This is a genomic window from Streptomyces sp. NPDC038707, from assembly GCF_040636485.1.
Classification (GTDB): domain Bacteria; phylum Actinomycetota; class Actinomycetes; order Streptomycetales; family Streptomycetaceae; genus Streptomyces.
Genome location: NZ_JBEZUP010000001.1, coordinates 12,011 through 36,217 on the forward strand (window position 1 = coordinate 12,011; position 24,207 = coordinate 36,217).

The window sequence follows — 24,207 nt, forward strand, 5'->3', positions numbered from 1 at the left end:
GGGCCCTCAGGATGCAGGCAACGATGTCCAAGCAGGGGAGGTCATCCACATGACAGGGACCCGGCGTACGCGCTGGTGCACGGCCGGGGTGCTGGTGGCGTCCGCGCTGCTCGCCGCCTCCGTCACCCCCGCCGCACCGGCCGCGGAACGGGCCGGCGGCCGCCTCACCGAGCTGGTGAACCCGTTCATCGGCAGCCGGAACGAGGGCAACACCTTCCCCGGCGCGGCCGTGCCCTTCGGCATGGTGCAGCTCTCCCCGGACACCGGGCACAGCACCGGCTACGACTACGCGCAGAACCGCATCCGCGGGTTCTCCCTGGTGCACCTCTCGGGCGTCGGCTGCCGCATCGGCGGCGACCTGCCCGTGCTGCCCACCACGGGCGAGGTCACCCGCACGGACTACGCGCAGTACGCGGCGGCCTTCTCGCACGACGACGAGGAGGCGAGCCCCGGCTACTACCGTGTCGGCCTCGGCTCCGGCATCCGGGCCGAGCTGACCGCCACCGCCCGCACCGGCGTGCAGCGCTACACCTTCCCGGCCACCCGGAAGGCCAACGTCCTGCTGAACGCGGCCCAGGCGCTGCACAAACCGGTGCGCAGCGCGGTGGAGATCCTGGACGACCGCACCGTGCGCACCGAGATCACCGGCCACGGCTTCTGCCGGGACACCGGCCCCTACACCGTCCACACGATCACCCGCTTCAGCCGGCCCTTCACCGCCTACGGCACCTGGGACGGCCGCACCGTCACCCCCGGCGCCCGCACCGGACCCGGCGGCGCCTACCTCCGCTTCGACACCACCCGCAACCGCACGGTCGAGGCGACCACCGCGCTGTCGTACGTGGACGCGCCCGGCGCCGCGGCCAACCTGCGCGCCGAGGGCGGCCGGTCCTTCGACGCCGTACGCCGCGGGGCCCGTGACGAGTGGGAGCGCCGGCTGGCCGCCGTCCGGGTGCGGGGCGGCACGCCCGCGCTGCGCCGGACCTTCTACTCCTCGCTCTACCGCTCGTACCTCGCGCCCAACGTCGGCGGCGACGCCGACGGCCGCTACCTCGGCTGGGACCGCCGTGTCCACCGCGCCCGCGGGTTCACCTACTACCAGAACTGGTCGCTGTGGGACACCTACCGCACCCAGGCCCAGCTGCTCGCCCTGCTCGCGCCGCGCGAGGCCCGGGACATGGCCCGGTCGGTGGTCGCGGTCGACGAGGACGGCGGCTGGCTGCCCAAGTGGGGGTACGGTCCGGTCGAGACCAACATCATGACCGGTGACCCGGTCACCCCCTTCCTGACCACCGCCTACCACTCCGGCCTGCTGAAGGGCTTCGAGGAGCGGGCCTACCGGGCGCTGCGCAAGAATGCCGACGGGGTACCGCCGGCCGCGTACCCGGGCGTCGGCCGGGAGGCCAACGCCGAGTACATCGCCAAGGGTTTCGCCCCCTACGTCAAGGGGCGCCCGTACGCCAAGGCGGGCGACTCCGACTACCACTACGGTGCCTCGGTCACCCTGGAGTACGCGCTCGCCGACGCCATGCTGGCCCAGATGGCCCGCGGACTCGGGCACCACGAGGACGCCGCCCGCTACGCCGCCCGATCGCGCAACTACCGCAACATCTTCGACCCCGCCACCGGCTTCTTCCGCGCCCGGGACGCCTCCGGCGCCTTCGCAGGCCCGCCCGACCCGGCCCGCGGCACCGGCTTCCACGAGGGCACGGCCTGGCAGTACCAGTGGCTCGTCCCGCAGGACGTGCCCGGCCTGGTCGGCCTGATCGGCGGCAGCCGCGCGGCCGACGCCCGCCTCGACGCCTTCTTCGCCTACGACCGGCTGCTCGCCGACCCGGAGAAGACCGCGCGCGAGGTGTGGGTGCACGGCGACCCGTACGCCTACTACAACGCCAGCGTCTACAACCCGATGAACGAGCCGGACCTCATCGCGCCCTACACCTACCTGTCCACCGGCTGGCCCTGGAAGACCACGGACGTGGTGCACGCGGCGCTGACCCTGTTCACCGACAGCCCCGAGGGCCTGACCGGCAACGACGACCTCGGCACCATGTCCGCCTGGCACGTGCTGTCGGCCATCGGGCTGTTCCCGGTCCAGCCCGGCTACGGCACCTGGGGCCTGACCACCCCGGTGTTCGACCGGGTCGACATGGCGCTGGACCGCCGCTACTGGCCGAGCGGCAGGCTGACCGTGACCGCGCCCGGCACCTCGGCCACCGACCGCTACATCCAGGCCGTACGCGCCGACGGGACCCCGCACGGCCGGACCTGGCTGACCACCCGCGCGCTGCGCACCCTGCGCTCGCTCGCCTTCACCGTCGGCCCGCGCCCGTCGGCGTGGGGCACCTCACCCGAAGCGGCACCGCCGGTCCTGAGGTGACCGTGACGCACCGTCGTTCCACCCGTCGCCGACGCGTGAGGCACGCCCGTGACTCCCGATCTGCTCGCCCCCCTCGACCTGGCCTTCTGGAACATGGAGACCGACCGGCACCCGATGCACCTCGGCGCACTCGGCGTCTTCGGCGCGCACTCGCCGACCGCCGGGGCGCACGCCGCCGACCTGCTCGCCGCGCGCGCCGCCGCCGTACCCGGTCTGCGCCTGCGCATCCGCGACCTGTGGCAGCCGCTCGCCTTCGGCGCCGCCGCCCGGGAGACCGACCCGCACTTCGACCCCCTCGACCACGTCCGGCTGCACGCCCCCGCCGACGACTTCCACGCGGCCGCCGGCCGGCTCATGGAACGCCCGCTGGAGCGCGGCCGGCCGCCGTGGGAGGCGCATGTGCTGCCCGGAGCCGACGGGGTGTCCTTCGCGGTGCTCTTCAAGTTCCACCACGCCCTCGCCGACGGGCTGCGCGCGCTGAAGCTCGCCGCCGGTGTCCTGGACCCCGTCGGCCTGCCCGGGCACGCGCCCCGCGCCGTCGAGCCGCCGCGCGGCCCGCTGCCCGACGCGCGCCGGCTGCCCGCCCGGGTCCCCGGGCTGGCCCGGGGCGTGCTCACCGACCTGGGCCGGGCCCTGGACATCGGCGCCTCGCTGGCCCGGTCCACCCTCGGCATGCGCCCGTGCGCCGCGCTCGCCTGCGCCCCCAGCGGCACCCGCCGCGTCGCCGGGGCCGTCCTCGACATCGACGACGTGCACCGGGTGCGCAAGAGCGCCGGCGGCACGGTCAACGACGTCCTCGTCGCCGTCGTCGCCGGGGCCCTGCGCCGCTGGCTGGACGAGCGCGGCGACGGCAGCGAGGGCGTGGCCCCTCGCGCCCTGATCCCCGTCTCCCGGCGCCGGCCGCACGCCGCGCAGCCGCAGGGCAACCGGCTCTCGGGGTATCTGACACCGCTCCCGGTGCACGAGAGCGACCCGCTCGGCCGGCTGCGCACCGTGCGCACCGCGATGGTCCGCAACAAGGACGCGGGGCCCGACCGGGGCGCCGGTGCGGTGGCCCTGCTCGCCGATCACGTACCGGCCCTCGGCCACCGGCTCGGCGGTCCGCTGGTCGGCCAGGCGGCCCGGCTGTGGTTCGACATCCTGGTCACCAGCGTGCCGCTGCCCGGCCCCGGGCTCCGGCTCGGCGGCCAGGAGCTGACCGAGGTGTACCCGCTGGCCCCGCTCGCCCCCGGCCAGGCGCTGGCGGTCGCGATCTCCACCTACCGCGGGCGCGTGCACTTCGGGCTCGTCGCCGACGCGCGGGCCGTGCCGGACCTGGACCGGCTGGCGCGCGCGGTGCCGGAGGAGGCGGCGGCCCTGCTGTCCGTCTGCGACCACTGAGCGCCGGGCCCCGGCCGCCTCCGGGACCGGCTCGGCGCCGGCCGGTCCAGGGGCACGGCTCGTGCGGCCCGGTGCGGACCGGATCCCCCAGCCGCCTCTGTGGCCGATCTCACCGCACCGGCTGGACCGACCGCTGTCGCAGGGGGCGGGCGGGCCCGGTGCGGGGGCGGTCGCCGGTGAGCCGCGGGTGCCGAACCGGCGGCGGTTTGGCCCACCGGCCCGGCGCTCCGTAAAATTCGCTGTTCGACAGCGGGCGCGAGTCGGAGCGCCGCTCGGGTGACCAGGGAAACGGCAACGCGATGACGGTGACAGAGGACGGCTCGGCGTCCATGGACGAGATGGTCTACGGGCCCGGTATCGACCCGGAGCGGCTCGCCGTCTGCCTGAGCGTGCTGGAGGAACTGGACCAGCTCGACGTCGACCACCCCGACGCGATCAAGGTGCGCCGGGCCACCTCGCACATCTACCGCGTGGTCAAGCAGCGCCGCCGCCAGGAACGCCGGGCCGCCAAGACCGCCCACGACCGCGCCGTCACCGAGGCCACCGCCACCGGCTCGGCCGAGCGCATCGACGACGAGACCGAGGGCATCCTGCCGTCCTCGAAGGTCGAGGCGGGCAGGATCGCGGGCATACTCCAGCGCCCGCGCTCCTGCTACACCTGCAAGTCCCGGTACGTGGAAGTCGACTACTTCTACCACCAGCTCTGTCCCGACTGCGCCGATGTCAACCGCGCCAAGCGGGACGTCCGCGCCGACCTCACCGGCAAGCGCGCCCTGCTCACCGGCGGCCGGGCCAAGATCGGTATGTACATCGCGCTGCGGCTGCTGCGCGACGGCGCGCACACCACCGTCACGACCCGGTTCCCGAAGGACGCCATCCGCCGCTTCAAGGCGATGGAGGACTCGGCGGACTGGCTGCACCGGCTGGAGGTCGTCGGCATCGACCTGCGCGACCCCGCCCAGGCCGTCGCGCTGGCCGACCGGGTCGCCGAGGCGGGCCCGCTGGACATCCTGATCAACAACGCCACGCAGACCGTGCGCCGCCTGCCCTCCGCCTACGCCGCGCTGGTCGACGGGGAGAGCGCCCCGCTGCCCGCCGGCGAACTGCCCGCCCACCACGTCATCGGCGCCTTCAACTCCGGCGCGGTCGACGGCCTGGCCGCGCTGCCCGTCGGCACCAGCGGGCTGGACGCGCAGAAGGTGGCCGACCTCGCGCTCGTCGCGGGCAACGCCAGCGTCGCCCGGCACCTCGACGGCACGGCCATCGACGCGGGCGGCCTGCTCCCCGACGTCGTCGACACCAACACCTGGGTGCAGACCATCGACCAGATCTCCCCGGTCGAGCTGCTGGAGACCCAGCTGTGCAACTACACGGCGCCGTTCATCCTGATCAGCAAGCTCCGCCCGGCGATGGCCGAGGCCGCGCGGCAGGCGGCGAGCGGGCGGGCGTACATCGTGAACGTCTCGGCCATGGAAGGCGTGTTCAGCCGTGGCTACAAGGGCGCGGGCCATCCGAACACCAACGCCGCCAAGGCCGCGATGAACATGGTGACGCGGACCAGCGCCCAGGAGATGTTCGAGTCCGACCGGATCCTGATGACCTCGGTGGACACCGGCTGGATCACCGACGAGCGCCCCCACTACGAGAAGCTGCGCCTCGCCGAGGCCGGCTTCCACGCCCCGCTCGACCTGGTCGACGGCGCCGCCCGCGTGTATGACCCGGTCGTGCGCGGCGAGGCGGGCGAGGACCTGTACGGCGTCTTCCTGAAGGACTACGCACCGGGCAAGTGGTAAGCGCGGGGCGGGTGCTGGCCGGGAGCTCCCCGGCCGGCCGCCAGCAGTTCCAGCACGGTGCGCCAGTCCTCCAGCACGCCCGCGTCGAAGGCGGCCGCGCGGCTCTCCTCCTCGGCCTGGCGCAGCCGCAGCACATCGTCGTCGGCCGGGTCCGCGTCCGCGCGGACCAGCCGGGACACCCGTTCCCCGAGCAGGGAGCGCACCGCCTCGGCCGCGCTCCCGGCCCGGGCCGCCTCGTCGCCCGGGCACAGCACCGGCCCGATGCCCCGCACCAGGGCCGCCACCTGGAGCTCCTTGTCGGCGGGGCGGCCGCGGCGCAGCAGCGCGGCGGCCCGCAGCGCGTGCCGGTGCCGGCCGGCGTACAGCAGGTCCATCAGCTCCTCGACGCTGCGCAGCTCCATGCGTCAGTCCTTCCGCGAGACAGCCGTTGCCGCGTCAGCAGATCATGTCCGGTTTGCCGCCCGGCCAACGGCACTTGAACTGCGCCGGGTCGGTCAACTGCCCCCAACTTATTTCGAAGAGACGTTCGCTCATATCCGCCGTACGGGTGATTTCGGGCATCGCACGAGTGAGCATCTTATGGGAAAAGGCCCCATATTGGGGGCTATTGGGTGGCCGCGCGAAGCACAGTGGTTACACCTTATTTGCATTCCCTATCGAGCGGATGTCCGCTCATTTGGTTAGTCTGGGAGTCGGCGGACAACAGTACGGGGTCTCACCCACACCCACCGTCCGTCCTGGGGCGCGCCGGTCCACATCGGCCTGCTCCGGCAGCGGAGAACCGGCGCCACCGCGTCCGAACCTGGCCTTCCACCCAGACCCGAGCGGGCGTCCAGCGCCGTGACGCAGACTGTCCGGTATGCCCCGAGGGTGACCCGACACATAAGGAGTGCGCGGTGACACCGGAGAAGACGAATCGCGAACAGCGCCCCGAGGAACGCACGGAGCGCAGGGGCCGCCGGCCCGGAGAACTCGGCAGCCTCGAGGTGTGGGCCCGCTCCGCCCCGATCCGCCTCGCCGGATACGAGGACGACCTGGCCGAGCCGCACATCCTGCCGAGCGTGGACTGACCCTCCCGGCCCCTCGCGACCGCCGCCCGCATGGGCGTGCGTGACAGACTCACGCCCATGCTGATCAGAGAAGCCACGGCCGCGGACTGGCCGCGGATCTGGCCCTTCTGGCACCGGATCGTCGCCGCCGCCGAGACCTACACCTGGGATCCCCGCACCTCGGAGGAAGGGGCCCGCGCGCTGTGGATGAGCCCGGCCAAGCGGGTCTACGCCGCCGAGGACGCGAGTGGAACCGTGGTCGGCTCCGCCTACCTCACCCCCAACTACGGCGGACCGGCCGCCCGCGTGGCCAACGCCGGCTTCATGGTCGACCCCGATCACGCCGGCCGCGGCACCGGCCGGGCCCTCGCCCTCCATGTGCTGGCCGAGGCACGGGTCCACGGCTACCGCGCGATGGTCTTCAACGCCGTGGTCGAGACGAACCCCGCCGTCGCCCTGTGGACATCCCTCGGCTTCACGGTCCTCGGCACCGTCCCGGAGGCGTTCGAGCACCCACGCCACGGCAGGGTGGGGTTGCACATCATGTACCGGGCACTGGACTAGGTCCTGCCGTCACACTCCCGCCGTCCGCCGCCAGGGGAGCAGCTCCTCCAACTCCCCGGCCACGCCCAGCAGTACGGGTTCGGTGCCCGGCCGGCCCACCAGCTGTACGGCGCAGGGCGCGCCCGAGGGCAGCGTGCCCACCGGCACGGACATCGCCGGCCAGCCGGTCAGGTTCCACGGCGGAGTGAACGGCGAGCAGGCGGAGTTGGCCAGGACGTTGCGCAGCCAGCCGCGCTCGTGCCACGGCCCGGCCTGCGGGGAGCGGCGGGCCAGGGCCGGGGTGAGCAGCACGTCGTACTCGGTGAAGAACGGCGTCAGCCGGGCGCGCAGCCGCTCCCGGGCGGCCCCGGTGCGCACCGTGCGCGTGAACCGGCGGCCCACGGCCGCGTGCACCCGGGTCCGGCGGGCCAGCCGGGCCGGGTCCAGGCCCGCCGCGTCCGCCGCCGTCCCGGCCGTCCAGTGCTGGAGCGCGGTCACCCCGAGGGAGAGCGGATACGGCGGTTCCGCCCGCCGCACCCGGTGCCCCGACCGCGCCAGCGCCCCGGCCGCCCGCCGCACCGCGTTCGTGTACGGTCGGCTCACCGGCACCCCGGCGACCGGGCTGCGCAGCCCGACGGCGATCCGCAACGGGCCCCGCTCCTCCCGCCGTGCGAACTCCGCGCCGGCGAGGACGCCCAGCGCCAGCCGCAGATCCTCCACCGTCGTGGCCAGCGGCCCGTTCTCCGCCATGCCGAACCAGTCGCCGTGGCCGATCCCGGCCGGCACCACCCCGGGCCCCGGCTTCAGCGTGACCAGGCCGCAGTTCGCGGCCGGGATGCGCAGCGAGCCCATCCCGTCGTTGCCGAGCGCCAGCGGCACCAGCCCCGCGGCCACCGCCGCCGCGCTGCCACCGGAGGAGCCGCCCGCCGTGCGCGACGGATCCCACGGATTGCGGGCGATGCCGTACGGGCCCTCCGTGCTGCCGAAGACACACAGTTCCGGCACGTTCGTCAGGCCGGCCACCACCGCGCCCGCCGCACGCAGCCGGGCCACCGTCACATGGTCCTCGGCGGACGGGCCGTCCGAGGTGGCGGCGGAGCCGTTGCGGCACGACTCCCCGCGCACGGCCAGGTTGTCCTTGACCGCCACCGGCACGCCCGCGAGCGGCAGTCCGGCCAGGTCGGCCCGGGCGGCCACCTCGTCGGCCTCGGCGAGCGCCGCCCGCGCCCGGACCGTCCGGAACGCCCCGGTCCGGCCGTCCAGCCGCTCGATCCGCGCCAGGTGTTCGGCCACCACCTCCCGGGGCGTGACCCGCTTCTCGCGGACGGCGGCGGCGATCTCGGCGGCACTGCGGCCTGCCCAGCTGCTCACGGACGCTCCTCGGCTCGTCGACGGCTGCGCGCCCCCTCGGTTACCCATGGGTATGAAGGCGCGTAGAGAGAACTGTGCACCGCCGGGCCCGCCACGTCGAGGGGCCGTCGGCCCGGGTCGTCCCACCGGCCGGCCAGGAGGGCAGGAGCCGACCGGTCAGGAGGGCAGGAGCCGACCGGTCAGGGGGTCGCGCGGCGACCGGTCAGGGGGCCGGGCCGGCACCCGTGCCGCGGCTCGCGGTGCCGAGGCGTGGCGGGTCCCTCCGCGCCGGGCCCGTGCTGGCCCGCACGAGCAGCCGCGGCACCGGCACCCGTACCGTCCGGGCCGGGCCGCCGTCCAGCAGCGCGAGCAGCTCCCGCGCCGCCGTCGACCCGAACTCCACACTGTCCCGGGACAGCGCCGACAGCCACGGTGTGACCATGCGGCACAGGGCCGAGTCCTCCCACGCCACCACCGACAGATCGGCCGGCACCGAGAAGCCCAGCTCCGCCGCGGCGGCGAGACCGGCCACGGCCATCACATCCGTGTCGTAGACCAGGGCCGTCGGGGGAGCGGGGCCGCGCAGGACCCGGCGGGTGACGGCGGCGGCCTCGGCGTCGGAGTAGTCGGTCGTCACCGACTCCACCTCGGCGAGCCCCCGCCGCTCCGCCTCGGCGCGCAGCGTCCGGATCCGGCGCTGGGTGTGCGCGAGGCCCGGCAGGCCGGCGACATGGACGATCCGGCGATGGCCCAGCGCGGTCAACTCGCCCACCAGCGACGCCATCGCGCCCGCGTCGTCCGCCCACACTGTGGACAGTCCGGAGTGCCGCTCGTCCGGGGCGCCGCCGATCACCACGGCGGGCAGGGCGAGTTCGTCCAGCAGACCGGGGCGGGGATCGTCGGCGCGCGGATCCACGACCAGGACGCCGTCCACCCGGTGCTCGGCCCACCAGCGCCGGTACACCGCGCACTCGCCGGCCACGTCCTCCACCACCTGGAACAGCAGGCCCAAGTGCCGCTCGGCCAGCACTCCCTGGATGCCGGAGACCAACTGGAGGAAGAAGGAGTCGACCCCCAGCGTGGCGGCGGGGCGGGCCAGTACGAAGCCGACCGTGGCCGCGCCCTCCCCGGACAGCGCGCGCGCCGCCGTACTCGGCCGCCAGCCCAGCTGCTCGGCGACCCGGCGGACCCGCGCCCGGGTGGTCTCCGAGACACCGGGGCGGTCGTTGAGCGCGAAGGACACGGCGCTCTCGGACACCCCGGCGCGCCGGGCGATGTCCTTCATCGTGGGCCGGCGGGCGGGGGACCGTCTGGTCGGCACATTTCCTCCCGTTCGACAGGGAACCGCTAAAGCGCTTGAGCGTCAAGAACCTAAAGCGCATTAGTCAACTCCCGCAAGTTTCCGGTCAGTAGGCGCCTACCTGCACCGATGCCGGACGGAAGGCAGGGGCCACGACGAATCCATTGACTTTCACCAAAACCCCTGTGCAAGGTCTTTCGCGCCACCCACAGCCCCGACACAGCAAGGGAGCCGTGTCCGTGCCCATCCCCCGCAGAGCCCTCACCGCCGTCGCCGCCGCCCTCGTCCTGCCGCTGAGCGCCTGCGGCCCGGGCGGCGACGGGGGCAGGAGCGACGCCTCGGGCAAGGTCGAGGGCGACATCACCTTCCAGACCTGGAACCTGCGCGCCGACTTCAAGGACTACTTCGAGGACCTGATCGCCGGCTTCGAGGAGAAGTACCCGGACACCCACGTCAAGTGGATCGACCAGCCCGCCGAGGGATACGCCGACAAGATCGGCGCGGACGCGGGCGGCGGCACCCTGCCCGACGTCGTCAACGTCTCCCCGGACCTCGTCGCCCCGCTCGCCAGAGCCGGCCTCGCGCTCGACCTCGACCAGGCCGCCCCCCGCTACCGCAAGGAGTACCTGCCCGGCGCCTGGGCCGGCCACCAAGTCCCCGGCATGACCGGCACCTACGCCTTCCCCTGGTACCTCAACACCGGCCCGCTCTTCTACAACAAAGCCCTCTTCAAGAAGGCCGGACTCGACCCCGAACGGCCCCCCAGGACCTACGGCGAACTCTTCGCCGACGCCCTGCGCATGGCCGGGCAGAGCGGCGGGAAGGTCGCCACCCTCGCCAACGTGCCCACCATCGAGGACTTCGGCCGCTACGGCGTCCCGCTCATGAACGAACAGGGCACCGCCTTCACCTTCAACGACCCCAAGGGCGTCGAACTCCTCACCAGATACAAGCAGTTGTACGACGCCAAGGCCCTCGACCCGCAGGCCCTGACCGCCACCGGAGAGTCGGCCGGAAAGAAGTTCCTCACCGGTGCCGTCGCCATGAACCCCGGCAGCGCCCTGGACCTCGGCAACTTCAAGAAGAACGCCCCGAGCCTGTACCGCAACATCGGCATCACCGACCAGATCACCAACACCGGTCACGCCAACATGTACGTGATGGGCGTGATGGTCAACTCCCGCACGCGACACACCCCGGCCGCCGTGGCCTTCGCCCACTTCGTCACCGACGCCAGGAACCAGATGGTCTTCGCCAAGCGGGTCGCCATCTTCCCCAGCACCGCCGGTTCCCTCGACGACCCGTACTTCACCGAGGAGGACGGCACCGACGAGACCCGGGTACGCGTCGCCGCCGCCAAGTCGCTGAAGAACGCCGTCAATTACACGCCCGTACTGTTCAGCGAGCAGATGAAGACCGCGCTGCGCAACGAGGTCGCCAAGGCGCTCCAGGGCAAAGAGAGCCCCGGGGAAGCACTCGACAACGCTGTCAAGGCCGCCGACCGACTGCTCCGGCAGGGCTGACCCGCCATGGCCGCCCCCCTGCGCGCCCGACGACAACTCCCGTCGAGCCCCTGGCTGTTCGCCGCACCTGGACTGCTGATCGCCGGCGCCTTCGTGCTCTACCCCTTTGTCTCCACCCTGGTGAACTCCTTCACCGACCGCCGCACCCTGCTCCCCGGCCGCTTCGTCGGACTCGCCAACTTCCGCGAACTGCTCCACGACGACATGTTCTGGACCGGCCTGCGCAACAGCACCCTGTACGTCCTGGTGGTCGTCCCCGCACTGGTCGTCCTGCCGCTGCTGCTCGCCCTGCTGGTGCACCGGAACATCCCCGGCATCACCTTCTTCCGCTCCGCCTTCTACACCCCCGTCGTCGCCTCCATCGTCGTGGTGGGCCTGATCTGGGTGTGGCTGCTGGACGAACGCGGCCTGGTCAACTCGGCGCTGGAGACGGTGGGCATCGGCCGGATCGGCTTCCTCAGCGACCAGTGGCTGCTCCTGCTCAGCGCCATGGCGGTCACGGTGTGGAAGGGCCTCGGCTACTACATGGTCATCTACCTGGCCGCGCTGGCGAACGTGCCGCGCGAACTGCACGAGGCCGCCGCCGTCGACGGCGCCGGCCCGCTCCGCCGCTTCCTGTCCGTCACTGTGCCCGCCGTACGGTCCACCATGGTGCTCGTCGCCGCGCTCTCCTCGGTCGCCGCCTTCAAGGTGTTCTCCGAGGTGTACCTGATGGCGGGCCCGAGCGGCGGCCCGGCCGGCGAGGACACCACCCTCGTCATGCTCGTCCAGCGCACCGGCACCGGCCTGACCGGCCGGGTCGGCTACGCCTCCGCCCTCTCCGTCGTCGTGTTCGCCGTCACCGTCGCCCTGATGCTGCTCGTCCTGCGCGCCGACCGGAGGGAGGAGCCGTGAGCGTCCTGGAGAAGGTCCGGCCCGGGCGGGCCGCCGCCGTCGCCCCCGAGCCCCGTATCACCGACGAGCACGGCCGCCGCGTCCGGCCCGGTGAACTGGTCTGGCGTTACCTGCTGCTCCTCGCCGTCCTCGCCCTGACCGCCGGCCCGTTCCTCTGGCAGCTGTCCACCTCCCTCAAGGGCCCCACCGAGGACATCTACAGCTCCCCGCCCCGCCTCCTGCCCGCCCACCCCACCCTGCACAACTACGCCCGGGTCACCGACACCATCCCGGTCTGGGACTACGCCCTGAACTCCCTGAAGGTCGCCACCGCCAACGTCGTCACCAACTGCACCGGTTCGGCCCTCGCCGGATACGCCCTGGCCCGGCTGCGCTACCGCGGCCGGCGTGTCACCACCCTCGTCTTCGTGCTGGCGATGCTCGTCCCCGTCGAGGGCATCGTCATCGCCCAGTTCACCACCATGCGGGAACTCGGCCTGAACAACACCCTGACCGGCGTCGTCCTGCCCGGCGCCGTCGGCGCGATGAACGTCCTGCTGATGCGAGGCGCCTTCCGCTCCCTGCCGTACGAGATCGAGGAGGCCGCCTACGCCGACGGTGCCAACGCCTGGCAGCGGTTCCTGCGCATCGCCCTGCCGTCGGTCAAGGGCACCCTCGCCGTCGTGGCGGTCTTCGCCTTCATGGGCGCCTGGGACGACTTCCTGTGGCCGCTGATCGTGCTCAGCGATCCTTCCAAGTTCACCCTGACCATCGGCCTCAACCATCTGCACGGCACCTTCGCCGACGACGAACGCCTCGTCGCCGCCGGCACCGTCATCGCCGTGGCGCCGCTCATCGCCCTGTTCGCCTGCCTCCAGCGGTACTTCTTCCGGGGCGTCGGCGAGGGCGCCGTCAAGGGCTGAACCTCCCCCGAACGCGAGGACACCGCATGCCTCCTGCCGTGCGCTTCGGCGTCAACTACACACCCAGCGAAGGGTGGTTCCACCACTGGCTCGACTTCGACCTCGACTCCGTCCGCGCCGACCTCGACGCGATCGCCGCGCTCGGCCTGGACCACATCCGCGTCTTCCCGCTGTGGCCGTACTTCCAGCCCAACCGCACCCTGATCCGCCCCCGCGCCGTCGACCAGCTCGTGGCCCTCGCCGACGCCGCCGCCGAACGCGGCCTCGACACCGCCGTGGACGGACTCCAGGGCCACCTGTCCAGCTTCGACTTCCTGCCCGCCTGGACCCGCACCTGGCACCGCCGCAACCTCTTCACCGACCCGGACGTCACCGACGGCCAGGCCGCCCTCCTGCGCACCCTCGCCGCCGCCCTCGCCGGCCGGCCGCACTTCCTCGGCATGACCGTCGGCAACGAGACCAACCAGTTCGCCGCCGCCCCCCACCCCGACCCCGATCCGGTGACCCCCGACGAGGCCGGACGCTGGCTCACCCGGATGCTGGACGCCTGCGCCGAGGGCGCCCCCGGCCGCCTCCACCTGCACGCCTCCTACGACGCCACCTGGTACCAGGACGACCAGCCCTTCACCCCCGCCCACTCCGCCCGGCTCGGCGCCGTCACCGCCGTGCACTCCTGGGTGTTCAACGGCACCGCCCAGCAGTACGGCCGCACCTCCGTACCCACCGAACACCACGCCGCCTACCTGGTCGAACTCGGCAAGGCCTGGGCCGAGGACCCGCACCGGCCGGTGTGGCTCCAGGAAGTCGGCGCCCCCGCCCCGCTGGTGCCCGCCGAACACGCCGCCGCCTTCGCCGGGGCCACGATCGGCAACGCCCTGGACTGCCCCGGCCTGTGGGGCGTCACCTGGTGGTGCTCCCACGACGTGTCCCGGGGGCTCGCCGACTTCCCCGAACTGGAGTACTCCCTGGGCCTGTTCACCGGCGAACGACGGCCCAAGGACATCGCCCGCGTGCTGGCCGACGCGGCCCGCGCCACCCACCGCACCCCCGCCACCCGCCGTACGGCCCTCGTCGTCCCCGCCGCGCCCGGCCGGCGCTCCCGCTGCGCGCCCGGCGGCGACGTCTTCGACGCCTACTTCCGGCTCGTCGCCGACGGCGCCCGCCCCACCACCGTGCTGGACACCCGGGCCGACGACCGGGACCACCTCGCCGCGCGCGGCATCACCGAGGTCGTCACCTCCGGCCAGGTACTCCGCATCCCCCGAGGAGGCACCCCCTCGTGAACCCCACCCGACGCACCGTCCTGCTCGCCGCCGGTGCCGCGGCCCTGGCCCCCGCCCCGCCGGCCACGGCTGCCCCGCCCACCCTCCGAGCGTCCGCCGCCACCGCGCCGTACGCCGCCTACTGGTACCCGGACTCGCTGCCCGCCGGCAGCCCCGGCCCCGGTGTCACCTGGCGCAGTCTGAAGGACTGGCGCGCCGCCGACGACCCCGACCTCGCCTTCAACGCCGCGGCCGTCCCCCTCGCCCCGCGCTTCACCCCGACCCCGGTGAACCCCACCGCCCGCACGGAGCAGGCCCGCGTCCAGGCGCTGGTCTCCTTCGGCCCGACGTCGGCCAACCCCTCCCAGGGCTCGGCCACCGCCGACTTCTACGCGCTCACCCACTGGGCGTACATCGACGAGCTGGTGTTCTGGGGCGGCTCGGCCGGCGAGGGGCTGATCCTCGCCCCCAACGCCCCGGTCGTCGACGCGGCCCACCGGCACGGCGTCCCCGTCCTCGGGAACGTCTTCCTGCCACCGGCGGCCTACGGCGGACAGCTCCAGTGGACCCGGGACCTGGTGCGCAAGGACGCCACCGGTCACTACCCTCTCGCCGCGCAGCTCGTCGCGGTGGCGGCGGCGTACGGCTTCGACGGCTGGTTCCTCAACGTCGAGACGGGCGGCGGGAACACCGCGCTGGGCACCGCCGTGCTGGGCTTCGTCCGGGAGCTGAAGGCGCTGGCGGCGGCCAGGGGACAGCGGGTGACCTGGTACGACGCGCTGACCGTGAACGGCACGGTCAACTGGCAGGGCGCCCTGACCAGCCAGAACCAGGCGTTCTTCGAGGCGGCCGGCGCCCTGTTCGTGGACTTCCGGTGGAGCGCGGCCTCGCTGGCGTCGTCCGGCACGAAGGCGGACCGGCTGGGGCGCAGCCGCTACGACCTGTGGGCCGGTATCGACGTCGAGTCCCAGGGGTCCGGCACGCAGGTGGACTGGGACGCGATCGTGCCGGCCGGCAGTCCGCACGTCACCTCGATCGGCTTCTACCGGCCCGAGTGGACCCGGAACCAGCTGCCCGCCGACCGCCGCGCCCCCGGGGACTTCCACGCGGCCGACGACCGGTTCTGGACCGGACGGTCCATGGACCCGTCGCGGCCCGATCCGGGTGATCCCTGGCGGGCGCCGGCGGTGTCCGTGGCGGACCGGTCGACGGTGACCTCCGTGCCGTTCGCGACCGTGTTCAACACGGGCCACGGGCTGCGGTGGTACGACGAGGGGGCCGTCGTCTCGGACACCCCGTGGAACCACCTCGGCCTCCAGGACCGGCTGCCGTCACGGCGGTGGGTGGTCCGGACGGCGGGGACACGGCCGACGGTCGCCTTCGACTTCGCCGACGCCTGGCGGGGCGGAAGCAGCGTGCTGGTGGCGGGTGAACTCGATCAACCAGTGGTGCTGGACCTGTACGCGACCCGGCTGCCGATCACTGTGAACACGGTTGTCGACCTGACGTACCGGAGCGAGTCTGGGGAGGTGAACGTCGAACTGGCGGTGGCAACGGCCCAACCGAGCGGACCGGGGGAGGCGCCGACGTACAGCTTTGTGGCTGTGAACCCGGTCAACACGCGGACCGCCGGGCAGCGGGCGATCGTCGGATGGGGTGTGAACTCGGGCCAGGCAGAGGTGGGTGTGAACCCGGATCACGAGCCCGCCTCTCCTTCCTCGCACACCGTCGACACCGGTGTGAACTCGGTTCACGGGGAAGCCCGTGTGACGTCGGGTAACGGTTGGACGCGTGTGAACCCGGGCAACCCGCAAACACGCGGCAACTCAGGCAGTACCCACCCCCGTGTGAACTCGGTCAACAGCTGGCGGACCGTCACGGTCCCGCTCACCGGTCTCTCCGGCACCGCGCACCTCCTCGGCATCCGGCTCACCCCCGCCAACCCCCACACTCCCACCACCCCCCACACCCCGGTCCGCTGGCGACTCGGCCACCTCGCCGTCCGCCCCGACGGCACCCCACCGGCCCCCGCCGCCCCCTCCGCCGCCCGCGTCACCGCGGCGAACGGCGGCGACCTCCGCCTCGCCTGGAACCCCGCCCCCGGCCCCGTCCGCCACTACACCCTCCACCGCCTCCTCCCCGACGGCACCCGCCGCTTCCTCGGCGCCACCGGCCAGCGCGCCTGGTTCACCGCCGGTCTGCGGCCCGAGCAGGGCGAGCCGGCCGCACGGTTCGAAGTGCGTGCCGTGGGGGAGCTCTACAACGCCTCGGCCCCCGTCACCGTCACCCACCCCTGGTCATCACCCGGAACCGCAGGGAGCGCCCCGCATGCATGACGACCGCACGCTGGTGGAAGCCCGCCTCAGGCGCGTGCTCGACGAACGTATCCGCCCTGCCGTGTACCCCGAGTCCGTGCCGCTCCAGGTCGCGGTGTGGCACGCCCCCGGCGAACCGGTGCCGGTCGCCGAGGGACTCGCCGCCGCGCCCGAGCCCATTGAGGTGGGCGCCCGCTGGGGCGCTCCCTGGGGCACCAGCTGGTTCCGGGTGACCGGGACCGTGCCCGGGGCGTGGGCCGGCCGGACCGTCGAGGCCCTGCTCGACCTCGGCTTCGACGAGAACATGCCCGGTTTCCAGTGCGAGGGCCTGGTCTACCGCCCTGACGGCACCCCCGTGAAGGGTCTCAACCCGCGCAACCAGTGGGTACGGATCGGCGCGCCCGTCACCGGCGGCGAGGAGGTGTGCCTGCACATCGAGGCCGCGTCCAACCCGGTCATCCTGGACTACCACCCCTTCCGGCCCACCTGGCTCGGCGACAAGGACACCGCCGGCGCCGAGCCGCAGTACACCCTCGCCCGCATGGACCTCGCCGTGTTCGACGAGACCGTGTGGCAGCTGGTCATGGACCTGGAGGTGCTCGGTGAGCTGATGGCCGAGCTGCCCGTGGACTCGCCGCGCCGCTGGGACGTCCTGCGCGCGGTCGAACGGGCCCTGGACACCGTCGACCTCCAGGACGTCAACGCGACCGCCGGCCGGGCCCGGGAGCGGCTCACCGGTGTGCTGGCGGCCCCGGCCGTGCCCTCCGCGCACCGGCTCGGCGCGGTCGGGCACGCGCACATCGACTCCGCGTGGCTGTGGCCGCTGCGGGAGACCGTGCGCAAGGTGGCCCGGACGGTGTCCAACATGACCGCGCTGCTGGAGGACGAGCCGGAGTTCGTCTTCGCCATGTCCCAGGCCCAGCAGTGGGCGTGGGTGAAGGAGCACCGGCCCGAGGTGTGGGCGCGGGTGAAGGAGGCGGTGGCCGGGGGGCGGTTCGTGCCGGCCGGCGGGATGTGGGTGGAGTCGGACACCAACATGCCCGGATCGGAGGCGATGGCCCGGCAGTTCGTGCACGGCAAGCGATTCTTCCTCGACGAGTTCGGCGTCGAGAACGAGGAGGCCTGGCTGCCGGACACCTTCGGGTTCGCCGCGGGCCTGCCGCAGATCATCAGGGCGGCCGGCTCCAAGTGGCTGCTGACGCAGAAGATCTCCTGGTCGCAGACCAACAGGTTCCCGCACCACACCTTCCACTGGGAGGGCATCGACGGCACCCGGATCTTCACGCACTTCCCGCCGATCGACACCTACAACTGCTCGATGAAGGGCAGCGAGATCGCCCACGCGGTACGCAACTTCCGGGACAAGGGCCGCGCCCGGCACTCCCTCGCCCCCACCGGCTGGGGCGACGGGGGCGGCGGCACCACGCGGGAGATGGTCGCCAAGGCGGCCCGGCTGCGGGACCTGGAGGGCTCGGCCACCGTCCGCTGGGAGACCCCGCGCGCGTTCTTCGAGCAGGCCGAGGCCGAGTACCCCGAACCGCCGGTCTGGGTCGGCGAGCTGTACCTGGAGCTGCACCGGGCCACCCTCACCAGTCAGGCCCGGACCAAGCAGGGCAACCGGCGCGCCGAGCACCTGCTGCGCGAGGCCGAACTCTGGGCCGCCACCGCGGCCGTACGCGCCGGGTTCGGCTACCCGTACGAGGAGCTGGACCGCGTCTGGAAGACGGTCCTGCTGCACCAGTTCCACGACATCCTGCCCGGCTCGTCCATCGCCTGGGTGCACCGCGAGGCCCGGGCGACGTACGAGCGGCTGACCGGTGAGCTGACCGCGATCATCGACGCCGCCCAGCGCGCCCTGGCCGGTGAGGGTACGACCCCGCTGCTGTTCAACTCCGCCCCGCACGCCCGCCACGGCGTCCCGGCGGGTGCCGCCGCCACCCCGGAGGCGCCCGGCACCGTCACGCTCACGCCCCGCGAGGACGGCGGGTTCACGCTGGACAACGGCCTGCTGCGGATCACCGTGGACGCCCGGGGCCTGGTCGTCTCCGCCTACGACCCGGCCGCCGACCGCGAGACCGTCGCCCCCGGCGCGGCCGCGAACCTGCTCCAACTCCACCCGGACCTGCCGAACATGTGGGATGCCTGGGACGTCGACGCCTTCTACCGCAACACCGTCACCGACCTCACCGACGCGGAGTCGGTCACGGCCGGTGAGGACGGCGCCTCGGTGCGGATCGTCCGGGCCTTCGGCTCCTCCCGGGTCACCCAGCTGCTGTCCCTGCCGCCGGGAGAGCGCCGGCTGGTCGTGGACACGGAGGTGGACTGGCACGAGACGGAGAAGTTCCTGAAGCTGGCCTTCCCGCTCGACCTGCACGCCGAACGGTACGCGTCCGAGACCCAGTTCGGGCACGCCTTCCGGCCCACCCACACCAACACCTCCTGGGAGGCGGCCAAGTTCGAGGCGTGCAACCACCGCTTCGTGTACCTCGAGGAGCCCGGCTGGGGGGTGGCGGTCGTCAACGACTCGACGTACGGCCACGATGTGACCCGCACCGTCCGCGCCGGCGGCGACCGCGGTACGACCACCACCGTCCGGGTGTCCCTGCTGCGTGCCCCGCGCTTCCCCGACCCGGAGACCGACCAGGGCATCCACCGCTTCCGGCACGCCCTGGTCCCCGGCGCCTCGGTCGCCGACGCGGTCCGCGAGGGCTGGCGGATCAACCTGCCGGAACGGCATACGACCGGCGACCGTGCGGTGGACCCGCTGGTCACCGTGGACGACGACGCGGTGGTGGTGACGGCGGTGAAACTCGCCGACGACGGCAGCGGGGACGTGGTGGTCCGCTTCCACGAGGCCCACGGGGGCCGGGCCCGGCCCACCCTGACGACCGGCTTCCCGTTCACCGACGTGACCGTCACCGACCTCCTGGAGCGCCCCCTCCCCGACGCGGAGCCGCCCGCGCGCGAGGACGAGCGGATCACCGTGCGCCTGCGTCCGTTCCAGCTCGTCACGCTCAGGTTCACCCGGCCCTGACCGGCGGGACACCGCGCGCCACGGGTCACCGGGCGGACCTCCCGGCCGCTGACCCCGCCGCCCCGCGGACGCCGCTGCTCCTGCCCGAAGCGCGGCGGCGACAGCCCGTGCGGCATTTCGCATCTGCGGGGGCGGGGGCGGGGGCGGGTGCGGGTGCGGGGGCGACCGCTAGCCTTGGAGCCGACCCCGCAGCCACTCCTCCACCCCGCCCACGTGGGCCGCTGCCGCCGCTCGGGCGGCCTCCGGGTCGCGGGCGGCGAGGGCGCGGTGGATGGCGGCGTGTTCGCGGCGGGTGCGGGCGAAGGCGTCCGCTTCCTGGTGGCCGCGCCGCAGGCGGGCGCGGAAGGTGCGGGAGGACAGGCCGTCCAGGATGGCGGCCATCGTCGCGTTGCCCGCGGCGGACGCGATCTCGCGGTGGAAGGCGAGGTCGTGGGCGAGGATCTCCTCGGGGTCGTCGGTGGCGTCCATCGCCGCCAAATGATCCGCCACGACCGCCAGTCGCTCCTCGGTGATGCGCGCGGCGGCCAGGGCGGCAGCCGTGGACTCCAGGACCCGGCGCACCTCCAGCAGTTCCACCAGGCGCGGCCCCGGGGACAGGTCCGCGACCACCCCGAAGGACTCCAGCAGGTCACCGGCCTCCAGCGTGCCGACGTAGATGCCCGAGCCGTGCCGCGCGTCCAGCACGCCCATGACCGTCAGCGCGCGGATCGCCTCCCGTGTCGAGCTGCGGGACATGCCCAGCCGCACGGCGAGTTCCCGCTCGGTGGGCAGCCGCTGGCCCGGTGCCAGCCGGCCCTCGGCGATCATCGCCTTGATCTCCTCGACGGCGCGCTGGGTCACCGTGCCCTTGCGCGGGGCCGCATCGTCCACGCTACTCCTCCAGCCACCGGGTGCCCGGCAGTCTAGCCAGGACAGTGGTCCGACCACTGGGGGCAGCCGGAGGGAATTCACCGTGCGGGAGGCTGTCGTGGCGGCGCAGTGGTCTGATAAGTATGCGGCGTCACCCTCACGCTCGGCCGGCCGCGCACGCCCACCACCCGGACCGAAAGGCCCCCGTGTCCCCGACGCCCGCCCGCATCACCGCCGTCGACACCTACGACATCCGGTTCCCCACCTCACGCGAACTCGACGGCTCCGACGCGATGCACCCGGACCCCGACTACTCGGCCGCCTACCTCGTGCTGCGCACCGACGCCGAGGGCGGGCCGGAGGGGCACGGCTTCACGTTCACCCTCGGACGCGGCAACGAGGTCCAGGTCGCCGCGATCCACGCGCTGCGCCACCATGTGGTCGGCCGGTCCGTCGAGGAGCTGTGCGCCGACCCGGGCACGCTGTACCGGGACCTGACCCACGACAGCCAACTCCGCTGGCTGGGCCCGGAGAAGGGCGTGCTGCACATGGCGATCGGCGCGGTCGTCAACGCCGTCTGGGACCTCGCCGCCCGGCGCGCCGGCCGCCCCCTGTGGCGGCTGCTCGCCGAGGCCGAACCGGAGTGGCTGGTGAGCCAGATCGACTTCCGCCACCTGACGGACGCGCTCACGCCCGAGGAGGCGCTGACGCTGCTGCGCCGGGGGAGAGACGGTGCCGGCGGGCGTACGGCCCGTCTGCTGGAGGCCGGCCACCCCGCCTACACCACCTCGCCCGGCTGGCTCGGCTACGACGACGACAAGCTCGCCCGGCTCGCCCGGCAGGCGGTCGCCGACGGCTTCCGGCAGATCAAGCTGAAGGTCGGTGCCGACCTCGCCGACGACCTGCGCCGCTGCCGGGTGGCCCGCGAGGCCGTCGGACCGGACGTCCGCCTGGCCGTCGACGCCAACCAGCGCTGGGACGTGGCCGAGGCGATCTCCTGGACCCAGGCGCTCGCCGGCTTCGACCCGTACTGGATCGAGGAACCCACCAGCCCCGACGACATCCTCGGCCACGCGGCGATCCGCCGGGCCGTGGCACCGGTCAAGGTCGCCACCGGCGAACACGCGCAGAACCGGATCGTCTTCAAGCAGCTCCTCCAGGCCGGCGCCGTCGACATCGTGCAGATCGACGCCGCCCGCGTCGGCGGCGTCAACGAGAACCTGGCCATCCTGCTGCTCGCCGCCAAGTACGGCGTCCCCGTCTGCCCGCACGCCGGCGGCGTCGGCCTGTGCGAACTCGTCCAGCACCTGGCGATGTTCGACTACGTGGCCCTCTCCGGCAGCACCGAGGACCGGGTCATCGAGTACGTCGGCCATCTGCACGAGCACTTCCTGGACCCCGTGGTGATCCGCGCGGGCCACTACACGGCACCCACCGCGCCCGGCTTCTCCGCGGCCCTGCGCCCGGAAGCCCTCGCGCGCTACACCTTCCCCGGCGGCACCTACTGGTCCACCGGTCCCGACGGCCGGAAGGAGCAGACCGCATGAGCGAGTTCGCGGGCCTGAAGGCCCTGGTCACCGGAGGCGCGTCCGGCATCGGCCGGGCCACCGCCGGCCTGCTCGCCGAACGCGGCGCCCAGGTCGCCGTACTCGACCTGGACCCCTCCCACGTGCCCGAACCGTTCCTGGCCCGGCGCGCCGACGTCACCGACGACGCCTCGGTGCGGGCCGCCGTGCAGGAGGCCGCCGACGCGCTGGGCGGCCTGGACATCCTGGTCAACAACGCGGGCATCGGCGCCCGGGGAACCGTCGAGGACAACACCGACGCCGAGTGGCGGCACGTCTTCGACGTCAACGTCCTCGGCATGGTCCGCACCACCCGCGCCTGCCTGCCGCACCTGCGCCGCTCCGCCCACGCCGCGATCGTCAACACCTGCTCCGTCGCGGCCACCGCGGGCCTGCCGCAACGGGCCCTGTACAGCGCCACCAAGGGCGCCGTGCACTCCCTGACCCTCGCCATGGCCGCCGATCACGTCCGCGAGGGCATCCGAGTCAACTGCGTCAACCCCGGTACGGTGGACACCCCGTGGATCGGCCGGCTGCTGGACGCGGCCCCGGACCCGGCCGCCGAACGCGCCGCCCTGGAGGCCCGCCAGCCCACCGGACGGCTCGTCACCGCCGCCGAAGTGGCCGCCGCCATCGCCTACTTGGCGAGTCCCCTGGCCGGTGCCACCACCGGTACCGCGCTCGCCGTCGACGGCGGCATGCAGGGCCTGCGGCCGCGGCCGACGGCGGACCGGTGACCGCCCTGGGCCGCACCGGCGTCCAGGTCACCCCGCTGGGTTTCGGGGCCGCCGCCCTCGGCAACCTGTACCGCCCGGTCAGCGACGAGCAGGCGCACGCGGCGGTCCGGGCCGCCTGGGAGCGCGGCATCCGCTACTTCGACACCGCCCCGCACTACGGCCTGGGCCTGTCCGAACGGCGCCTGGGCGCCGCCCTGCGCGGGTACGACCGGGCGAGCTACACGCTCTCCACCAAGGTCGGCCGCCGCCTGGAGCCGGCCGACGGCACCGGCGACGACCGCGCCCACGGCTTCGCCGCCCCCGCGACCCACCGCCGCGTCTGGGACTTCAGCGCCGACGGGGTCCGCCGCACCCTGGAGGCGAGCCTGCGCCGCCTCGGCCTCGACCGGGTCGACGCCGTCTACCTCCACGACCCCGACGACCACGCCGAACAGGCCCTCCGCGAGGGGTACCCGGCCCTGGAACGGCTGCGCGCGGAGGGCGTGGTGGGTGCCATCGGCGCCGGCATGAACCAGACCCGGATGCTCACCCGGTTCGTCCGCGACACCGACGTGGACGTGGTGCTCTGCGCCGGCCGCTACACCCTGCTCGACCAGAGCGCGGCCAGGACACTGTTGCCCGAGGCGCTGCGCCGGGGGGTGTCGGTGGTCGTCGGCGGCGCCTTCAACTCCGGCCTGCTGGCCGCCCCGGCGCCCGGGGCGACGTACGACTACCGCCGCGCGCCGGGGCAGTTGCTCGACCGGGCCCTGCGGCTGGAGGCGGCGGCCGAGCGGCACGGCACCACCCTGCGCGCCGCCGCCCTGGCCTTCTGCGCCGCGCACCCGGCCGTGGCGAGCGTCCTGGCCGGGGCCCGCTCGGCGGCCGAAGTCCACGACTGCGCCGAGCAGTTCGCCGCACCGGTACCGGACGCCTTCTGGCAGGAGCTGCGCGAACTCGGCCTGCTGCCCCCGGCCGGCCGGGAGCCGCCGTGACCGTGGACGCCCACCACCACGTCCGGGACCTGTCCGTCCGCGACCAGGACTGGATCCGGGGCCCGGGACCCGCCCCGCCGCGGCGCGACCTCCTCCTCGCCGACCTGGCACCCGAGGCCCGGGCCGCCGGGGCCGGCCGTACCGTCGCGGGCGCCCGGGGCGACCGGGGGTTCGCCCAGGTGGTTCCAGGACGAAGGCGAGCAAGGTGAGCCCGGGCAGCGGGGCGGCGGCCCGCGCGCACGCCGGGAGCGGCTGGGGCAGCATCACGAGCAGACCAGCCGGGCGTCGGCGACGGCGGCCGGGCCGGCTCGTCGGCGAGGCCGGGACGGGTGAGGTCGGCCCAGCCGGCGATCCCGGCGA

Annotated in this window: 18 protein-coding genes and 1 pseudogene; 15 read left to right on the forward strand and 4 right to left on the reverse strand. The window is 73.8% G+C overall.

The features are described from left to right. Nucleotides 1–49 precede the first annotated feature (49 nt). From AB0E62_RS00055 to AB0E62_RS00065, 3 genes are all read left to right on the forward strand, one after another. A complete protein-coding gene (locus tag AB0E62_RS00055; protein ID WP_362185582.1) occupies nucleotides 50–2,380 on the forward strand; it encodes a GH92 family glycosyl hydrolase in 2,331 nt (776 codons plus the stop codon). 48 nt (nucleotides 2,381–2,428) lie between these two features. Beyond that, nucleotides 2,429–3,760, forward strand: a complete 1,332-nt coding sequence (locus AB0E62_RS00060; RefSeq protein WP_362185585.1) for a wax ester/triacylglycerol synthase family O-acyltransferase — start codon at nucleotides 2,429–2,431, stop codon at nucleotides 3,758–3,760. Nucleotides 3,761–4,059: 299 nt separating this feature from the next. After that, nucleotides 4,060–5,553 carry an SDR family NAD(P)-dependent oxidoreductase gene (locus tag AB0E62_RS00065; RefSeq protein ID WP_362185588.1) on the forward strand — a complete coding sequence of 498 codons (1,494 nt, stop codon included), beginning with the start codon at nucleotides 4,060–4,062 and terminating at the stop codon, nucleotides 5,551–5,553. On the opposite strand, the gene AB0E62_RS00070 is transcribed toward AB0E62_RS00065, so the two are convergent. After that, the gene (locus AB0E62_RS00070; RefSeq protein ID WP_362185591.1) at nucleotides 5,532–5,954 is read right to left on the reverse strand and encodes a hypothetical protein; all 423 of its coding nucleotides are present in this window, start codon (nucleotides 5,952–5,954) and stop codon (nucleotides 5,532–5,534) included. The two genes, AB0E62_RS00065 and AB0E62_RS00070, sit on opposite strands and share 22 nt — an antisense overlap. A 495-nt stretch (nucleotides 5,955–6,449) precedes the next feature. Between AB0E62_RS00070 and AB0E62_RS00075 the strand changes: the two genes are divergently transcribed. Continuing rightward, nucleotides 6,450–6,623: a hypothetical protein gene (locus AB0E62_RS00075; protein WP_362185594.1), complete on the forward strand. Its 174-nt coding sequence runs from the start codon at nucleotides 6,450–6,452 to the stop codon at nucleotides 6,621–6,623. A 57-nt stretch (nucleotides 6,624–6,680) separates the two neighbouring features. Beyond that, the gene (locus AB0E62_RS00080) at nucleotides 6,681–7,166 is read left to right on the forward strand and encodes a GNAT family N-acetyltransferase (protein ID WP_362185597.1); all 486 of its coding nucleotides are present in this window, start codon (nucleotides 6,681–6,683) and stop codon (nucleotides 7,164–7,166) included. Between the two features lie 9 nt (nucleotides 7,167–7,175). Here the strand turns inward: AB0E62_RS00080 and AB0E62_RS00085 are convergent, their stop codons facing one another. After that, the gene (locus AB0E62_RS00085) at nucleotides 7,176–8,516 is read right to left on the reverse strand and encodes an amidase (RefSeq protein ID WP_362185600.1); all 1,341 of its coding nucleotides are present in this window, start codon (nucleotides 8,514–8,516) and stop codon (nucleotides 7,176–7,178) included. 202 nt (nucleotides 8,517–8,718) lie between these two features. Beyond that, a complete protein-coding gene (locus AB0E62_RS00090; RefSeq protein ID WP_362185603.1) occupies nucleotides 8,719–9,816 on the reverse strand; it encodes a LacI family DNA-binding transcriptional regulator in 1,098 nt (365 codons plus the stop codon). 218 nt (nucleotides 9,817–10,034) lie between these two features. Here AB0E62_RS00090 and AB0E62_RS00095 point away from each other — a divergent pair, with 218 nt between their 5' ends. From AB0E62_RS00095 to AB0E62_RS00120, 6 genes are read left to right on the forward strand one after another with little or no spacing between them, the layout of a single operon-like run. Next, entirely contained in the window at nucleotides 10,035–11,318 is a 1,284-nt protein-coding gene (locus AB0E62_RS00095) for a sugar ABC transporter substrate-binding protein (protein ID WP_362185606.1), read from the forward strand. A gap of 6 nt (nucleotides 11,319–11,324) precedes the next feature. Further along, a complete protein-coding gene (locus tag AB0E62_RS00100; RefSeq protein WP_362185609.1) occupies nucleotides 11,325–12,212 on the forward strand; it encodes a sugar ABC transporter permease in 888 nt (295 codons plus the stop codon). After that, complete coding sequence (locus AB0E62_RS00105) at nucleotides 12,209–13,114, forward strand: carbohydrate ABC transporter permease (protein ID WP_362185612.1); 906 nt, start codon at nucleotides 12,209–12,211, stop codon at nucleotides 13,112–13,114. The genes AB0E62_RS00100 and AB0E62_RS00105 overlap by 4 nt, the downstream gene beginning before the upstream one ends. Before the next feature lie 26 nt (nucleotides 13,115–13,140). Then, nucleotides 13,141–14,397, forward strand: a complete 1,257-nt coding sequence (locus AB0E62_RS00110; protein WP_362185615.1) for a glycosyl hydrolase — start codon at nucleotides 13,141–13,143, stop codon at nucleotides 14,395–14,397. After that, on the forward strand, nucleotides 14,394–16,712 hold the full coding sequence (locus tag AB0E62_RS00115) for an endo-beta-N-acetylglucosaminidase (RefSeq protein ID WP_362185617.1): 2,319 nt from the start codon (nucleotides 14,394–14,396) through the stop codon (nucleotides 16,710–16,712). Before AB0E62_RS00110 ends, AB0E62_RS00115 begins: the two co-directional genes overlap by 4 nt. Continuing rightward, nucleotides 16,705–19,725: a glycoside hydrolase family 38 C-terminal domain-containing protein gene (locus AB0E62_RS00120; protein ID WP_362185620.1), complete on the forward strand. Its 3,021-nt coding sequence runs from the start codon at nucleotides 16,705–16,707 to the stop codon at nucleotides 19,723–19,725. Before AB0E62_RS00115 ends, AB0E62_RS00120 begins: the two co-directional genes overlap by 8 nt. Nucleotides 19,726–19,893: 168 nt before the next feature. Here AB0E62_RS00120 and AB0E62_RS00125 read toward each other — a convergent pair whose 3' ends face one another. Then, nucleotides 19,894–20,595: an FCD domain-containing protein gene (locus tag AB0E62_RS00125; RefSeq protein WP_362185623.1), complete on the reverse strand. Its 702-nt coding sequence runs from the start codon at nucleotides 20,593–20,595 to the stop codon at nucleotides 19,894–19,896. Nucleotides 20,596–20,780: 185 nt separating this feature from the next. Here AB0E62_RS00125 and AB0E62_RS00130 point away from each other — a divergent pair, with 185 nt between their 5' ends. The 4 genes and pseudogenes from AB0E62_RS00130 to AB0E62_RS00145 all read left to right on the forward strand — a co-directional run. Beyond that, nucleotides 20,781–22,121 (forward strand): L-fuconate dehydratase, encoded by a 1,341-nt coding sequence (locus AB0E62_RS00130; protein WP_362185626.1) that lies wholly within the window; start codon nucleotides 20,781–20,783, stop codon nucleotides 22,119–22,121. Further along, complete coding sequence (locus AB0E62_RS00135) at nucleotides 22,118–22,876, forward strand: SDR family oxidoreductase (RefSeq protein ID WP_362185629.1); 759 nt, start codon at nucleotides 22,118–22,120, stop codon at nucleotides 22,874–22,876. Before AB0E62_RS00130 ends, AB0E62_RS00135 begins: the two co-directional genes overlap by 4 nt. Further along, nucleotides 22,873–23,847 (forward strand): aldo/keto reductase, encoded by a 975-nt coding sequence (locus AB0E62_RS00140; protein ID WP_362185632.1) that lies wholly within the window; start codon nucleotides 22,873–22,875, stop codon nucleotides 23,845–23,847. The genes AB0E62_RS00135 and AB0E62_RS00140 overlap by 4 nt, the downstream gene beginning before the upstream one ends. Continuing rightward, nucleotides 23,844–23,993: pseudogene (locus tag AB0E62_RS00145) on the forward strand (amidohydrolase); the annotation flags it as partial. The gene AB0E62_RS00140 and the pseudogene AB0E62_RS00145, both read left to right, overlap by 4 nt. Nucleotides 23,994–24,207 lie beyond the last annotated feature (214 nt).